The organism is Enterobacter asburiae (assembly GCF_008080435.1).
GTDB lineage: Bacteria > Pseudomonadota > Gammaproteobacteria > Enterobacterales > Enterobacteriaceae > Enterobacter > Enterobacter asburiae_C.
This window is the reverse complement of record NZ_VRKN01000011.1, coordinates 61,224-76,272: the sequence shown is the minus strand read 5'-3', so window position 1 is coordinate 76,272 and position 15,049 is coordinate 61,224. Positions and strand designations below refer to the sequence as shown.

Genomic DNA, 15,049 nt, shown 5'->3' with positions numbered 1-15,049 from the left:
TTATTTCAGCGGCGAGTTTTTACGCTCGATGCTGTAGCGCTCAAGCTCTTTGTACGGCACCACCTGGCTCTTCTTCTTGCGCACGTCCACGACGGTCATGCGGTCGGTGCAGGAGTAGCACGGGTCAAGGCTGCCGATGATCAGCGGCGCATCGGAAACCGTGTTGCCGCGCAGCATGTAGCGCAGGGTTGGCCAGTTGGCGTAGGTCGCCGCACGGCAGCGCCAGCGGTAGAGCTTCTGGTTGTCGCCGGTCATGCTCCAGTGAATGTCGTCCCCGCGCGGCGCTTCGGCAAAACCGAGGGCAAAGCGGTTCGGGATGTAGGTGAAGCCCTCCACCATCAGCGGGCCGCCCGGCAGGTTATCGAGGCCAAAGTCGATCATGTTCAGGGCGGTAAACACCTCGTTGATGCGCACCTTGAGGCGCGAGATGACGTCGCAGCCCTGCTCGCTATGCACGGTCATCGGCAGCAGCCCGTAGCCGACGAACGGGTGATCGGCACGCGTGTCGCGGGCGTGGCCGCTGGCGCGCACCATTGGGCCGACGTTGCTGAAATCGCGGGCAATTTCCGGGTCAAGACGACCGATGCCGACGGTGCGCTGCTCAATATTTGGCGTGCTGAGCAGCATGTCTACCAGTTCCTGCACGTCGCGGCGCATCTGCTGCGCCAGCTGGCGGGTCTGGATCATGTCGTCCTTCAGCAGGTCGCGGCGGATCCCGCCGATCAGGTTCAGCCCGTAGGTTTTCCGCGCCCCGGTGAGGATCTCAGCCATCTTCATCGACGCTTCACGCACGCGGAAGAACTGCATAAACCCGGAGTCAAAGCCGACGAAGTGGCAGGCCAGGCCGAGGTTCAGCAGGTGCGAGTGCAGGCGCTCCACCTCCAGCAGAATAGCGCGGATCATCTGTGCGCGCTCCGGCACCACGATCCCCATGCCGTTCTCCACCGAGGTGGTGTAGGCGGTGCTGTGGGCGAAGCCGCAGATACCGCACACGCGGTCAGAGAGGAACGTCACTTCGTTGTAACCCATGCGGGTTTCCGCCAGCTTTTCCATGCCGCGGTGGACGTAGAACAGGCGGTAGTCGGCGTCGATGATATTTTCGCCGTCAACGAACAGACGGAAATGGCCCGGTTCGTCGGAGGTGACGTGCAGCGGGCCGATCGGCACCACGTTGTTCTTCTTGCTGCCCAGTTCATTGATGAATTCGTAGGTTTCGCTGTCGGTGGTCGGCGCCGGGCGCTGGCGGTAGTCCATGCTGTCTTTGCGCAGCGGATAGAGTTCGTCCGGCCAGTCGTCCGGCAGCACCAGGCGGCGCTCGTCCGGCAGGCCGACCGGCACCAGGCCGTACATGTCGCGCACTTCGCGCTCGCCCCAGACGGCGGCAGGCACGCGCGGCGTGACGGATGGGTATTCCGGCTTATTCGGGTCGACCTCAACGCGCACGGTGAGCCAGCACTTCTCGCCCTGCTCCATCGACATCACGTAGTAGACCGCATAGTTCCCGCACAGCTGGCGTTCGTCGTTACCGAACAGCACCGACAGCCAGCCGCCCTGCTGGTAATAGAGAAACTCCACCACTTCCGGCAGGTAGTTCACCTTAATGGTGACGGTGATCTGGTCTTTGGTTTGCCAGGACTCCTCCAGCACCACGCCGGGGAAAGCCTGATGCAACGCGGCGAGATACTGCTGACCTTTCTTTTCTTCAGACATAAACACTCTCTTTAATCACGCCACCAGCAAGGAGACGAACGCTAAAAATGCAAAACCAAAACCGGCCCAGGTGATGCGTGACGTTTCCACAAAACGCAGACGCGCCATGCTGTTTTCAAACAGGGCAATCACCAGCACGCCAACCAGCAGCTTAAGGACGGCAACCACGATGGCCAGCACCAGACCGCCCGTGGAGAAGTGTGTCATCTGCCCCCACGGGAAGAAGACGCCGACAAACATCTGCAGCACCACCAGCTGTTTGAGGCTGATACCCCACTTCAGCACCGCAAAGCCGTAGCCGCTGTACTCGGTAAGCGGCCCTTCCTGCAGCTCCTGCTCGGCTTCCGCCAGGTCGAACGGCAGTTTGCCCATCTCAATAAAGGTGGCGAACGCGCAGGCACACAGCGCCAGCACCAGCGGGATCGAGCGCGCCACCGGCCAGTGGTAAACGGTGTGGGTGATAAAGCTAATGTGGGTGGAGCCCGCGACCTGCGCGGCGACCCACAGCCCCAGCAGCAGGATCGGCTCCACCAGCACGCCGAGCATTGCCTCGCGGCTGGCACCAATGCCGGTAAACGGGCTCCCGGTGTCGAGGCCCGCAATCGCAAAGAAGAAACGGGCGATGGCAAAGAGATAGATAAGCGTAATCAGATCGCCGAGCGCCGGCAGCGGCGATCCCACCGTGACCACCGGCAGCGCGGTGGCGATGGTCAGCATCACGCCCACCATCACAAACGGCGTCAGGCGGAAGACCCAGCCTGCGGCGTCCGGTGCCACGCTCTGACGAGAAAGCAGTTTGAAGAGATCGCGGTACTCCTGGAGTACGCCAGGCCCGCGACGGTTGTGCATCCGGGCGCGCGCCACGCGCGTGATGCCCGACAGCAGCGGCGCAGCGGCGAACAGCACCAGCGCCTGAAGAATTGCCAGTAACAGACTCATGTCAGGCTCCTCGTGAGATCACAATGACCACCAGCACCGCCAGCTCGATGACCGCCAGACGGCGGAACAGCGCGGGCGCGGCGGCACTCTGCCAGCCGGGTACCCAGCCCACCGGGTTCAGCCAGTGGCGCAGCTTCAGCACGGCGGCGAAGTTCTCCTTCACCGGCATGGCGAAGCCGTGGGCGGTGATGACCATCGACTGTTCGTGTTCGTAGCCGCAGGCCCACGCCGCCCCGCGCGAGCGGGAGGTGAGCCTGTCGCGTTTGAAGAACAGCATCAGTACGAACGGCAGCAGCGGTGCGCCAATCAGCAACAGCGCGATCATGGGCTGCGAGACGGTGGTATTCGCCACGGTCAGCGGCAGCGGAATGGCGTTGCCCAGCAGCGGCAGCAGCCACGGTGCGGCGACGCCGCCCGCGATGCAGCACAGCGCCAGCGCGACCACGCTCACTCCCATCAACAACGGTGCGCAGCAGGCGTTTTCCGCTTCGCGGGTGCGCGGCGCGCCGAGGAAAGTAACACCGTAGACTTTCGCCATGCACATCACCGCCAGCGCCCCGGTAATCGCCAGCCCGACCGCCAGCAGCGGTCCCAGCAGACGGGCGATAAACGCATCACTCTGACCGAGGGCGAAGAAGGACTGATAGATCACCCACTCCCCGGCAAAGCCGTTCAGCGGCGGCAGTGCGGCCATTGCCATCAGCCCGACCAGCATCGCCAGTGAAATCACGGGCATCTTTTTGCCAATCCCACCCAGCTTTTCGATATCCCGATGACCGGTGCGGAACCAGACGCTTCCCGCGCCGAGGAACAGGGTGCTTTTAAACAGGCTGTGGTTGACGAGGTGATACAGACCACCGATAAAACCGGCCGCAATCAGCGCCGGATGATTGAGCGCCAGCCCGGTCACGCCCGCGCCAATACCGAGCAGGATGATGCCGATATTTTCAAGCGTGTGGTACGCCAGAAGACGCTGGATATTGTGCTCCATCAGCGCGTACAGGCCGCCGACGAACGCAGTGATCATGCCCGCAATCAGCAGCACGACGCCCCACCACAGCGGCGGTTGTCCGCCGGTCAGCGTAATCGCCAGAATTCCGAACAGACCCACTTTCATCACCACCACAGAAAACAGCGCGGCGGCGGGCGCGGAGGCATTCGCATGCGCCTGCGGCACCCAGCCGTGCAGCGGGATAATCCCGGCAAGCAGGCCAAAGCCGATCACGCCCAGCAGCCAGACATCATTCCCCAGCGGATGCCCGTTGAGGGCAGAGAAATCCAGCGTGCCAAAGCGTTGCCACACCAGCCAGCAGGCCAGCGCCAGCAGCAGCGTCCCGAGGCGTCCCAGCGCAAACCACAGCTTGCCGGAGGCGCTGCAGCCCGTCAGGAACACGCCGCAGAGCGCCATGATTTCCGCCATTACCACCAGCGCGCCGAGGTTGCTGGCGATAACAGTGCAGACCGCCGTCGCCATCAGCAGGTTAACCAGCAGGCCGTTGGCCTTGGCGTGCGGATGGCGGTGCCAGTCGATATTGAACAGGCTGATAAACAGCCCGCACAGACCAAACGTCACCAGCCAGATGGCGTTCAGCGGCGTGATCTCAACGGTGTGGCGAATCAGCGGCATCACGGTCTCTGCGGACTGGCCGCCGAGCAGGACAACGCCGCCTGCCGCCAGCGTCATCAGGCTAGCTACTGCCCCACCGATCCCGGCGATACCGCCACTCAGGGTTTTATGGAATGAGAAGATCAGCGCCAGAACTGCGGCGGCAGCAAAACAGGCTACCGCGCTGGTAATCATCATCGCCGCGTTCATTTCGCCCCCTCGTTAAGCGCCTGTAGCAGAGAAAGGTCGCCAAAATCACTGTTGATGGTCAGCTCGCGTTTACGCTTGCTGGTACGGGCGATGTCGCGAATGTTAACCAGAATCAATGCCCTGGTCGGGCAGGTGCGCACGCAGGCCGGGCCCTGCTCATCGAAGCTGCACAGGTCGCACTTCACCGCAACGGCACGGATGCCGGGCACCCAGTCCAGCAGCGTGCTTACGCGTGCAGGAGCCGGTGGCGCAGGTGGCGCTTTTGGCGAGTTGGCGTTCGCCGGAATGTGCAGCGGACGGCTACCGGAGAATTCAATCGCGCCGAACGGGCAGGCAATGCCGCACAGCTTGCAGCTTACGCACAGGCTTTCGTTCAGCTGGACAGCGCCATCAACGCGGGTGATGGCATTCACAGGGCAGACACCCGCGCAGGGGGCATCTTCACAGTGATGGCAGAGCTGCGGGGCAGACTCTTTTTCATTACGCATGACCTGCAGGCGCGGCATGGACTGCAGCCCATGCAGGCGGTGCGTTTCCGAACACGCCGCCTCGCAGGTTCGACAGCCAATACAGACCGTCGAGTCAGCAATTACAAAACGGTTCACCGGGTTATCCTCTGGTGATAGTCATTTTTGACGAAAAACTGTCTTGTCGACACTTCTCGACACGTATGAGTCAGGCCACGTTCGCTGAGGCATTTCCATCCATCAGCTGCTTCAGGTTGACCGGGAGATCGTGTTCAACGGCGGCATACAGGCCGTTATAGACCGGCGCGATTTTTTCCAGATAGTGCTCCAGCACCTGCTGGCGATCGCGGTTGCTGACGTGGCCGTCAACCATGCCATCGGCCATCAGCTGCGCCTTCGCAATACACTGTTTTTCGCCATCTTTTGTCTCGAGGTGGTACTCAATGGTGTGGCTATTGAAGTTATCCGCCAGGGTCACGTTAATCGTGAAATGGCCGAACAGGACAAAGCGCATGTCGCCCTGCGCCGCGCAGCTCATCGCGTGGTGAAGACGCGCTTTCGAGAGGGTAATGCCCTGAACCAGAGAGTTGCAGTAGAGGTGCCACTGGTCCTGCAGCTGCTGATGACGCTGCGCGATGTAATCCGCTTTTTCGCTGATTTCCCAAATAGTCATAGAAGGTATCCGTTTAATGGAGATAGCGGCTGTTAAGCAGATTCCATGCCAGTTTTTATCTTAATGATTTTAAATGGATTTAATTGCAAAACTGCTGTCTACTCCGCGGTGTCGACGTGTCATTTCGACAGCGTTGACATCGTCACGCCTTAACAAAAATCAAGCTGGCACTGTTATTGCATTCAATGGCGCAATTCATTGAGGAGGCGTCATGCACGAAATCACCCTCTGCCAGCGGGCTCTGGAACTTATCGAACAGCAGGCAGTGCAAAACCACGCGAAACGCGTTACCAGCGTCTGGCTGAAGATCGGGGCGTTTTCCTGCGTCGAGACCAGCGCCCTGAATTTCTGTTTTGAGCTGGTGTGTCGCGGCACGCTGGCGGAAGGCTGCGAACTCCATATTGAAGAGCAGCAGGCAGAGTGCTGGTGCGAGCAGTGCCAGCAGTACGTCACCCTGCTGTCATCAAAGGTTCAGCGCTGTCCGCAGTGTCAGAGCACCGGTCTTCGCATCGTGGCGGATGACGGCATGCAGATCCAACGCCTCGAAATCGAGAAGGAGTAAAGTATGTGTAGCACCTGCGGTTGCGCCGAAGGCAACCTGTATATAGAAGGGGATGAACATCACCCCCATTCCTCGTTTCGCTCCGCGCCCTTTTCACCTGCCCCACGCCCTTGTGCGGCGCTGACCGGTATCACTTTCACCCCGCAACGCTCCGATGCGGGCGATCTGCACTACGGCCACGGGGAGGCGGGTACCCACGCGCCGGGCATCAGCCAGCGCCAGATGCTGGAAGTGGAAATCAACGTGCTGGACAAAAATAACCAGATCGCCGCCCGCAACCGCGCGCGCTTTGCCACCCGCAAACAGCTGGTGCTGAACCTGGTCTCCAGCCCCGGCTCCGGCAAAACCACGCTGTTAACGGAAACGCTCAAACGCCTGAACGGGCGCGTCTCCTGCGCGGTGATCGAAGGCGACCAGCAAACCGTTAACGACGCGGCGCGCATTCGCGAAACCGGCACCCCGGCGATTCAGGTCAATACCGGCAAAGGCTGCCACCTGGATGCGCAGATGATTGCCGATGCGGCTCCGCGACTGCCGCTGGCGGATAACGGCATTCTGTTTATTGAAAACGTCGGCAACCTGGTCTGCCCGGCGAGCTTCGATCTTGGCGAACGACACAAGGTGGCGGTACTTTCGGTGACCGAAGGCGAAGACAAACCGCTGAAGTACCCGCATATGTTTGCCGCCGCGTCCATTATGCTGCTGAACAAAGTGGACCTGCTGCCGTACCTGAATTTCGACGTGGATAAGTGCCTGGCGTATGCCCGTGAAGTGAATCCGGAGATTCAGATCCTGCTGGTCTCTGCCACGCGCGGAGACGGCATGGACAGCTGGCTACAGTGGCTGGAGAACGAACGATGTGCATAGGCGTACCTGGACAAATTTACGCCATCGACGGTAATCAGGCCAAAGTGGAGGTCTGCGGCATCCTGCGCGACGTCGATTTGACGCTGGTGGGCAGCAGCGATGAAACGGGCGCATCGCGCCTCGGCCAGTGGGTGCTGGTCCACGTGGGGTTTGCCATGAGCGTGATTAACGAAGCGGAAGCTCGCGACACGCTGGATGCATTGCAAAACATGTTTGACGTGGAGCCTGACGTGGGCGCGCTGCTGTACGGTGAGGAGCGATAGCACATGCGTTATGTTGATGAATACCGCGCGCCGGAGCAGGTACTGCAGCTTATCGGGCACCTGAAAACGCGCGCAGCGCTGCTGGACTACACGAAAGAAAAACCGCTGCGGATCATGGAGGTGTGTGGCGGACACACGCACGCCATCTTCAAATTTGGCCTCGACCAGCTGCTGCCGGAGAACATCGAGTTTATCCACGGCCCCGGCTGCCCGGTGTGTGTTCTGCCGATGGGACGCATCGACAGCTGTATTGAAATTGCCAGCCAGCCCGACGTCATTTTCTGCACCTTTGGCGACGCGATGCGCGTGCCGGGGAAAAACGGCTCGCTGCTGCAGGCGAAAGCGCACGGAGCAGACATCCGGATCGTCTATTCGCCGATGGATGCCCTGACGCTGGCAGAGAATAACCCTGCGCGCAAGGTGGTGTTTTTTGGCCTGGGGTTTGAAACCACCATGCCCGCCACCGCCATCACGCTGCAACAGGCGAAAGCGCGCAGCGTCGATAACTTTTTCTTTTTCTGCCAGCATATTACGCTCATTCCCACGCTGCGCAGCCTGCTGGAAGAGCCGGGAAATGGCATTGACGCCTTTCTGGCTCCGGGGCATGTCAGCATGGTGATTGGCACAGACGCCTACGGTTTTATCGCTGAACAGTACAATCGTCCGTTAGTGGTCGCTGGTTTCGAACCACTTGATCTACTGCAAGGTGTGACCATGCTGGTTGAGCAGAAAATAGCAGCCCTGAGTGCAGTGGAAAACCAGTACCGCCGCGTGGTGCCGGATGCGGGAAATGAACGGGCACAGCAGGCGATAGCCGACGTGTTTTGCGTTGAGGGCGACAGCGAGTGGCGCGGGCTGGGGCTGATTGCCGAATCCGGCGTGCGTCTGACGCCAGCCTATCGCGCGTTCGACGCCGAAGCGCATTTCCGCCCGCAGCCGCAGCAGGTTTGCGACGATCCCCGGGCCCGCTGCGGCGACGTGCTCACCGGTAAATGCAAACCTCATCAATGCCCGTTATTTGGCAACACCTGTAACCCGCAAACGGCGTTTGGCGCGCTGATGGTCTCCTCCGAAGGGGCATGTGCCGCGTGGTATCAGTATCGCAACCAGGAGAGCGAAGCATGAATACGGTTGAAATGGCGCACGGCAGCGGCGGACAGGCGATGCAGCAGCTGATTAACCGGCTGTTTATGGAGGCCTTTAACAACCCCTGGCTCGCCGAACAGGAAGACCAGGCGCGCATTGACCTCACCACCCTCACCGCGCAGGGCGACAGGCTGGCCTTCTCTACCGACAGCTACGTGATCGATCCGCTGTTCTTCCCCGGCGGCGATATCGGCAAGCTCGCCGTCTGCGGCACGGCCAACGACGTGGCGGTCAGCGGCGCTATTCCGCGCTACCTCTCTTGCGGGTTTATCCTCGAAGAGGGATTACCGATGGAGACGCTCACGACAGTGGTCAACAGCATGGCGCAGACCGCACGCGAGGCGGGGATGGCTATCGTCACCGGCGATACCAAAGTGGTGCAGCGCGGCGCGGCCGACAAGCTATTTATCAACACCGCCGGCATGGGGGCGATCCCCGCCGATATTCACTGGGGCGCGCAGCAGCTTAGCGTGGGCGACGTGCTGATCGTGACCGGAACGCTGGGCTGCCACGGGGCGACCATCCTTAACCTGCGCGAAGGTCTGGGGCTGGATGGGGAACTGCGCAGCGACTGCGCGGTGCTCACCCCAATGATTCAGACGCTGCGTGCTGTTCCTGGCGTGAAGGCCCTGCGGGACGCCACGCGAGGCGGTGTGAATGCCGTAGTCCATGAGTTTGCGGCAAGCTGTGGGTACGGGATTGAACTCACCGAGCGCAGCCTGCCCGTTAAGCCTGCCGTTCGCGGGCTTTGCGAACTGCTGGGCCTTGATCCGCTTAACTTCGCAAACGAAGGCAAACTGGTGATTGGCGTTGAACGCGCGGCAGCGGAAGCCGTTCTTGAACAGCTGTGGGCTCATCCGTCAGGAAAAGAGGCGGCGATGATTGGTGAAGTGGTTGAGCGCAAAGGGGTGCGCCTGACCGGGCTTTATGGCGTGAAACGGACGCTGGATCTGCCGCACGCGGAACCCTTACCCCGTATTTGCTAGAACCGCGCCAAAAGCGGTCAGCACTGAATGTCTCTTTTTTTGCCAGTTTCTATTGGAAAGCAATATGCCGTATACACCGATGAGCGATCTTGGACAGCAGGGTCTGTTTGACATCACGCGCACACTTTTACAGCAGCCCGACCTCGGTGCGCTGAGCGATGCCCTGACGCGGCTGGTCAGGCAATCGGCGCTGGCGGACAGCGCCGCGATTGTGCTCTGGCATAGCGGAACGCACCGCGCGAGCTACTACTCAACGCGTGATAATGGCAAAACGTTTGAATACGAAGACGAAACGTATCTGGCACATGGCCCGGTGCGCCGCATACTCTCCCGGCCTGAAGTGCTGCACTGCAACTTTGCGGAATTCCGCCAGGCGTGGCCGCGGCTGGCACAGAGCAACCTCTATCAACCTTTCGGGCATTACTGCATGTTGCCGCTGGCGGCAGAGGGCCAGATTTTTGGCGGCTGCGAGTTTATCCGCACGACCGACCAGCCCTGGAGCGAGGCGGAATACGAGCGCCTGCACACCTTCACCCAGATTGTGGCCGTCGTCGCGGAGCAGATCCAAAGCCGCGTCACCAATAATGTCGATTACGACCTGCTGAGCCGCGAGCGCGACAACTTCCGCATTCTGGTCGCCATCACTAACGCCGTGCTGTCACGGCTCGACATGGATGAGCTGGTCAGCGAAGTCTCGAAAGAGATCCACCACTATTTTAAAATCGACGCCATCAGCATTGCGCTTCGCGGCCATCGCAAGGGCAAGCTCAGCATCTACTCCACACATTATCTCGATGAAGCCAACCCGGCACACGAGCAGAGCGAAGTGGATGAAGCGGGCACCCTTTCTGAGCGGGTCTTCAAAAGCAAAGAGATCCTCCTGCTCAACCTGAACGAGCAGGACCCGGTAGCGCCGTACGAGCGGATGCTGTTCAACACCTGGGGCAATAAAATTCAGACCCTGTGCCTGCTGCCGCTGATGTCCGGCAACACCATGCTGGGCGTGCTGAAGCTGGCACAGTGCGAGGAAGGTGTGTTTACCACTGCCAACCTGAAGCTGCTGCGCCAGATCGCCGAGCGTATCTCTATTGCCCTGGATAACGCCCTCGCCTATCAGGAGATCCACCGCCTGAAAGAGCGGCTGGTGGATGAGAACCTGGCCCTGACCGAACAGCTCAACAACGTGGACAGCGAGTTTGGTGAAATCATCGGGCGCAGCGACGCCATGTACAGCGTGCTCAAGCAGGTTGAGATGGTGGCGCAAAGCGACAGCACGGTGCTGATTCTGGGCGAAACCGGTACGGGTAAAGAGCTGATTGCCCGCGCCATCCACAACCTGAGCAACCGCAACAGCCGCCGGATGGTGAAGATGAACTGCGCGGCGATGCCTGCGGGCCTGCTGGAAAGCGATCTGTTCGGCCACGAACGTGGCGCATTCACCGGGGCCAGCAGCCAGCGGCTGGGCCGTTTTGAGCTGGCGGACAAAAGCTCGCTGTTCCTCGACGAAGTGGGCGATATGCCGCTGGAGCTACAGCCGAAACTGCTGCGCGTCCTGCAGGAGCAGGAGTTTGAGCGCCTTGGCAGCAACAAGCTTATCCAGACCGACGTGCGGCTGATTGCCGCCACCAACCGCGACCTGAAAAAAATGGTCTCCGACCGCGAATTTCGCAGCGATCTTTACTATCGCCTGAACGTCTTCCCGATCATCCTGCCGCCGCTGCGCGAACGCCCGGAAGATATCCCCCTGCTGGTCAAAGCGTTTACCGCGAAGATCGCGCGCCGGATGGGGCGAAACATCGACAGTATTCCTGCCGAGACGTTGCGTACCCTTTCATCAATGGAATGGCCCGGCAACGTGCGTGAGCTGGAAAACGTCATCGAACGCGCGGTGCTGCTGACACGCGGCAATGTGCTGCAACTCTCCCTGCCTGAGGTTACGCTTCCTGACGTGACCGTGCCCGCCGCCGAAATAGCGAAAGAGGGAGAAGATGAATATCAGCTCATTATGCGCGTGCTGAAAGAGACCAACGGCGTGGTCGCCGGGCCAAAAGGTGCCGCCCAGCGCCTGGGGTTAAAACGCACCACCCTGCTGTCGCGCATGAAGCGTCTCGGGATTGATAAAGAGAGCCTGGTTTAAAGCCTTATTCCGGCGGTGTTTTCCTGACACCGCCTCTGGTAAGGACCTCTTTTTTCGGACGGTATTTATCCGGCAGTTCCGGCACGGGACGACGGTCATCAATCAGATGACGAACGGTCAGGATGGGATGACGCCATAACATACGCGGACCTGCCCAGCGCATCACCTGCTTCATCTCTTCACGTCTGGCAGGCTGGTAGCAGTGTACCGGACACTGCTTGCAGGCAGGCTTGTCCTCACCGAAAACGCACTTATCCAGGCGCTTATCGGCATACGCCTTGAGCGCCTGATAATGCCCTTCCTCCTGAGATGCCTGCGGGCACTGCTTTTCATACAACGCGATCATTTTCGCGATGGTTTCTTTTTCTCGTGAGATGCGTTTACCGGACATAACGACTTACCGAATAATAAAGTGCATTAATAATACACCTTTAAGTACTGGATTTCAGCGGTTGCATTTCGTTTTCTGAAGCCTGATTCCAGTTTTAGCCCTGCACCGACCGATAATCACTGGTATTTTATACAGGCATCAGAAATGACCTTTATTCGTGTTGTCTGGAGACCCTATGCAAGAGCTCGCGATCAGCAAACCCTATCGCCATTTAAAAGTGGGATATTTTAGAAAGCGCCATGAAGACCGCAATACCAAGATACCAAAGCGCTACAGCGTGCATGCGGCGCTGAGCTTAAAAGGTGACTGGCTTGAAAAGGCGGGGTTTACGACCCATTCCAGGGTCAGAGTGGGCGTGGAGCATGGAAAAATTGTCATCGAATTAATGTCGGAAGGCGGCTCGTAAAGCCACGACATTTTTCTGCGCCGGACCTTTTTTTCATGCGACAATAGAAGGAACAAACGGCCACTGAGCCGATCAAAACGATTTATTTTCAAAGAAATGGACATCATAACTCCATGAACACAATCGACAATTTCGACGCACATACGCCGATGATGCAGCAGTATCTGAAGCTGAAAGCACAGCATCCGGAAATCCTGCTGTTTTACCGTATGGGCGATTTTTACGAGCTGTTTTATGACGATGCTAAGCGTGCATCGCAGCTGCTCGACATTTCGCTGACCAAACGTGGCGCTTCGGCAGGCGAACCCATCCCTATGGCAGGTATCCCGCACCACGCGGTAGAAAACTACCTGGCGAAGCTGGTGAATCAGGGAGAGTCCGTCGCCATCTGCGAACAGATCGGCGATCCGGCGACCTCAAAAGGCCCGGTGGAACGCAAAGTCGTGCGCATCGTCACGCCTGGTACCATCAGTGATGAAGCCCTGTTACAGGAGCGCCAGGATAACCTTCTGGCAGCGCTGTGGCAGGACGGTAAAGGCTTTGGCTACGCGACGCTGGACATCAGCTCCGGACGTTTTCGTCTGAGTGAACCGGCTGACCGTGAAACGATGGCAGCCGAATTGCAGCGCACCAACCCGGCAGAATTACTCTATGCCGAAGATTTCGCCGAAATAGCGCTGATTGAAGGTCGTCGCGGGTTGCGTCGTCGTCCGCTGTGGGAATTCGAAATTGATACTGCGCGCCAGCAGCTGAATCTGCAGTTTGGCACGCGCGATCTGATTGGCTTTGGCGTTGAAAATGCTCCGCGCGGGCTGTGTGCGGCAGGTTGTCTCCTGCAGTACGTAAAAGATACCCAGCGCACCTCCCTGCCGCATATCCGCTCTATCACCATGGAGCGCCAGCAGGACAGCATCATCATGGATGCCGCCACGCGCCGTAACCTGGAGATCACGCAGAACCTGGCGGGTGGCGTAGAAAATACGCTCGCGTCGGTCCTCGACAGTACGGTAACGCCAATGGGCAGCCGCATGCTGAAACGCTGGCTGCATATGCCGATTCGCGATACCGATACGCTGGTTTGCCGTCAGCAGACGATTGCTGCGTTGCAGGATCGCTATACCGAGCTGCAGCCGGTCCTGCGTCAGGTGGGCGATCTGGAGCGTATCCTTGCTCGTCTGGCACTGCGAACAGCGCGACCACGTGACCTCGCGCGGATGCGTCATGCTTTCCAGCAGCTACCGGAACTGCGTACTCAGTTGAGTGACGTTGACAGCGCGCCGGTACAGAAACTCCGCGAAACCATGGGCGAATTTACCGAGCTTCGCGAACTGCTGGAGCGTGCCATTATCGATGCGCCTCCGGTTCTGGTGCGTGATGGCGGCGTGATTGCCCCAGGCTACAACGAAGAGCTGGACGAATGGCGCGCGCTGGCCGACGGTGCGACGGACTACCTCGATAAGCTGGAAATCCGCGAGCGCGAACGTCTCGGGCTCGACACCCTGAAAGTGGGTTATAACGCGGTACACGGTTACTATATTCAGATCAGCCGCGGGCAGAGCCACCTGGCACCGATTCACTACGTGCGTCGCCAGACGTTGAAAAACGCCGAACGCTACATCATTCCTGAACTGAAAGAGTACGAAGACAAGGTGCTCACCTCGAAAGGTAAAGCGCTGGCGCTGGAAAAACAGCTTTATGATGAGCTGTTTGACATGCTGATGCCGCACCTGGCCGACCTGCAGCTGAGCGCCAGCGCGCTGGCGGAGCTGGACGTGCTGGTGAATCTGGCAGAACGGGCTGAAACGCTGAACTATACCTGCCCGACCTTTACCGACAAACCCGGCATTCGTATCACTGAAGGCCGTCATCCGGTGGTAGAGCAGGTGCTGAATGAACCGTTCATCGCCAACCCGCTGAGCCTGTCACCGCAGAGAAGAATGTTGATCATTACCGGTCCGAACATGGGCGGTAAGAGTACCTATATGCGACAGACGGCGCTGATTGCGCTGCTCGCATATATCGGCAGCTACGTCCCGGCGCAAAATGTGGAGATAGGCCCAATCGACCGCATCTTTACCCGCGTCGGGGCAGCGGACGATCTGGCGAGCGGTCGCTCAACCTTCATGGTCGAGATGACCGAAACGGCAAACATTCTGCATAACGCGACGGAGCACAGCCTTGTGCTGATGGACGAAGTCGGACGCGGAACGTCAACCTATGATGGTCTGTCGCTGGCATGGGCCTGTGCGGAAAGCCTTGCGAATAAAATCAAGGCCATGACGCTGTTCGCCACCCACTATTTCGAACTGACGCAGCTACCGGAGAAAATGGAAGGGGTTGCGAACGTTCATCTGGATGCGCTTGAGCACGGCGATACCATTGCCTTCATGCATACGGTGCAGGATGGCGCGGCGAGCAAGAGCTATGGTCTGGCCGTAGCGGCGCTGGCAGGTGTACCGAAAGATGTGATCAAGCGCGCGCGTCAGAAACTGCGTGAACTGGAAAGCCTGTCACCGAATGCGGCGGCGACGCAGATTGATGGCACGCAGATGTCGCTGTTGGTGCCTGCGGAAGAGACGTCGCCAGCGGTGGAAGCGCTGGAGAACCTCGACCCGGATTCACTGACACCGCGTCAGGCGCTGGAGTGGATTTATCGGTTGAAGAGTCTGGTTTAGTTCTCTGCGGT

General features: G+C 59.3%; 14 protein-coding genes. 8 read left to right on the top strand and 6 right to left on the bottom strand.

Going from position 1 to position 15,049, the window contains the following annotated elements; genetic code table 11:
• The 5 genes from hycE to hycA form a co-directional block, all read right to left on the bottom strand.
• Complete coding sequence (gene hycE / locus FU672_RS18540) at positions 1-1,710, bottom strand: formate hydrogenlyase subunit HycE (RefSeq protein ID WP_014885003.1); 1,710 nt, start codon at positions 1,708-1,710, stop codon at positions 1-3.
• A gap of 15 nt (positions 1,711-1,725) precedes the next feature.
• Positions 1,726-2,649 carry a respiratory chain complex I subunit 1 family protein gene (locus tag FU672_RS18535; RefSeq protein WP_148244342.1) on the bottom strand — a complete coding sequence of 308 codons (924 nt, stop codon included), beginning with the start codon at positions 2,647-2,649 and terminating at the stop codon, positions 1,726-1,728.
• A gap of 1 nt (position 2,650) precedes the next feature.
• On the bottom strand, positions 2,651-4,465 hold the full coding sequence (hycC, locus tag FU672_RS18530) for a formate hydrogenlyase subunit 3 (RefSeq protein WP_148244341.1): 1,815 nt from the start codon (positions 4,463-4,465) through the stop codon (positions 2,651-2,653).
• Complete coding sequence (locus FU672_RS18525) at positions 4,462-5,070, bottom strand: 4Fe-4S dicluster domain-containing protein (RefSeq protein WP_148244340.1); 609 nt, start codon at positions 5,068-5,070, stop codon at positions 4,462-4,464. The genes hycC and FU672_RS18525 overlap by 4 nt, the downstream gene beginning before the upstream one ends.
• 70 nt (positions 5,071-5,140) lie before the next feature.
• A complete protein-coding gene (gene hycA / locus FU672_RS18520) occupies positions 5,141-5,605 on the bottom strand; it encodes a formate hydrogenlyase regulator HycA (RefSeq protein WP_029739532.1) in 465 nt (154 codons plus the stop codon).
• Positions 5,606-5,816: 211 nt separating this feature from the next.
• Between hycA and hypA the strand changes: the two genes are divergently transcribed.
• The 6 genes from hypA to flhA all read left to right on the top strand — a co-directional run bounded on the left by hypA (position 5,817) and on the right by flhA (position 11,566).
• Positions 5,817-6,167 (top strand): hydrogenase maturation nickel metallochaperone HypA, encoded by a 351-nt coding sequence (gene hypA / locus FU672_RS18515; RefSeq protein ID WP_148244339.1) that lies wholly within the window; start codon positions 5,817-5,819, stop codon positions 6,165-6,167.
• Positions 6,168-6,170: 3 nt separating this feature from the next.
• The gene (gene hypB, locus FU672_RS18510) at positions 6,171-7,034 is read left to right on the top strand and encodes a hydrogenase nickel incorporation protein HypB (RefSeq protein WP_148244338.1); all 864 of its coding nucleotides are present in this window, start codon (positions 6,171-6,173) and stop codon (positions 7,032-7,034) included.
• Positions 7,025-7,297, top strand: a complete 273-nt coding sequence (locus FU672_RS18505) for a HypC/HybG/HupF family hydrogenase formation chaperone (RefSeq protein ID WP_063144202.1) — start codon at positions 7,025-7,027, stop codon at positions 7,295-7,297. The genes hypB and FU672_RS18505 overlap by 10 nt, the downstream gene beginning before the upstream one ends.
• A gap of 3 nt (positions 7,298-7,300) precedes the next feature.
• The gene (gene hypD / locus FU672_RS18500) at positions 7,301-8,422 is read left to right on the top strand and encodes a hydrogenase formation protein HypD (RefSeq protein WP_148244337.1); all 1,122 of its coding nucleotides are present in this window, start codon (positions 7,301-7,303) and stop codon (positions 8,420-8,422) included.
• Positions 8,419-9,429, top strand: a complete 1,011-nt coding sequence (gene hypE, locus FU672_RS18495) for a hydrogenase expression/formation protein HypE (RefSeq protein WP_148244336.1) — start codon at positions 8,419-8,421, stop codon at positions 9,427-9,429. Before hypD ends, hypE begins: the two co-directional genes overlap by 4 nt.
• A gap of 64 nt (positions 9,430-9,493) precedes the next feature.
• On the top strand, positions 9,494-11,566 hold the full coding sequence (flhA, locus tag FU672_RS18490; protein WP_148244335.1) for a formate hydrogenlyase transcriptional activator FlhA: 2,073 nt from the start codon (positions 9,494-9,496) through the stop codon (positions 11,564-11,566).
• A gap of 4 nt (positions 11,567-11,570) precedes the next feature.
• Here flhA and FU672_RS18485 read toward each other — a convergent pair whose 3' ends face one another.
• A complete protein-coding gene (locus FU672_RS18485; RefSeq protein ID WP_148244334.1) occupies positions 11,571-11,957 on the bottom strand; it encodes a nitrous oxide-stimulated promoter family protein in 387 nt (128 codons plus the stop codon).
• 175 nt (positions 11,958-12,132) lie between these two features.
• On the opposite strand from FU672_RS18485, the gene FU672_RS18480 reads away from it, so the two are divergent.
• Together FU672_RS18480 and mutS are read left to right on the top strand one after the other, a co-directional pair.
• Positions 12,133-12,363: a SymE family type I addiction module toxin gene (locus tag FU672_RS18480; protein ID WP_148244333.1), complete on the top strand. Its 231-nt coding sequence runs from the start codon at positions 12,133-12,135 to the stop codon at positions 12,361-12,363.
• A 113-nt stretch (positions 12,364-12,476) separates the two neighbouring features.
• The gene (gene mutS / locus FU672_RS18475; RefSeq protein ID WP_148244332.1) at positions 12,477-15,038 is read left to right on the top strand and encodes a DNA mismatch repair protein MutS; all 2,562 of its coding nucleotides are present in this window, start codon (positions 12,477-12,479) and stop codon (positions 15,036-15,038) included.
• Positions 15,039-15,049 lie beyond the last annotated feature (11 nt).

What these genes read in the sequence shown, in the direction of transcription:
- hycE (WP_014885003.1), bottom strand. Translation starts at nt 1,710, where the DNA reads ATGTCTGAAGAAAAGAAAGGTCAGCAGTATCTCGCCGCGTTGCATCAG.
- FU672_RS18535 (WP_148244342.1), bottom strand. Translation starts at nt 2,649, where the DNA reads ATGAGTCTGTTACTGGCAATTCTTCAGGCGCTGGTGCTGTTCGCCGCT.
- hycC (WP_148244341.1), bottom strand. Translation starts at nt 4,465, where the DNA reads ATGAACGCGGCGATGATGATTACCAGCGCGGTAGCCTGTTTTGCTGCC.
- hycA (WP_029739532.1), bottom strand. Translation starts at nt 5,605, where the DNA reads ATGACTATTTGGGAAATCAGCGAAAAAGCGGATTACATCGCGCAGCGT.
- hypA (WP_148244339.1), top strand. Translation starts at nt 5,817, where the DNA reads ATGCACGAAATCACCCTCTGCCAGCGGGCTCTGGAACTTATCGAACAG.
- hypB (WP_148244338.1), top strand. Translation starts at nt 6,171, where the DNA reads ATGTGTAGCACCTGCGGTTGCGCCGAAGGCAACCTGTATATAGAAGGG.
- FU672_RS18505 (WP_063144202.1), top strand. Translation starts at nt 7,025, where the DNA reads ATGTGCATAGGCGTACCTGGACAAATTTACGCCATCGACGGTAATCAG.
- hypD (WP_148244337.1), top strand. Translation starts at nt 7,301, where the DNA reads ATGCGTTATGTTGATGAATACCGCGCGCCGGAGCAGGTACTGCAGCTT.
- hypE (WP_148244336.1), top strand. Translation starts at nt 8,419, where the DNA reads ATGAATACGGTTGAAATGGCGCACGGCAGCGGCGGACAGGCGATGCAG.
- flhA (WP_148244335.1), top strand. Translation starts at nt 9,494, where the DNA reads ATGCCGTATACACCGATGAGCGATCTTGGACAGCAGGGTCTGTTTGAC.
- FU672_RS18485 (WP_148244334.1), bottom strand. Translation starts at nt 11,957, where the DNA reads ATGTCCGGTAAACGCATCTCACGAGAAAAAGAAACCATCGCGAAAATG.
- FU672_RS18480 (WP_148244333.1), top strand. Translation starts at nt 12,133, where the DNA reads ATGCAAGAGCTCGCGATCAGCAAACCCTATCGCCATTTAAAAGTGGGA.
- mutS (WP_148244332.1), top strand. Translation starts at nt 12,477, where the DNA reads ATGAACACAATCGACAATTTCGACGCACATACGCCGATGATGCAGCAG.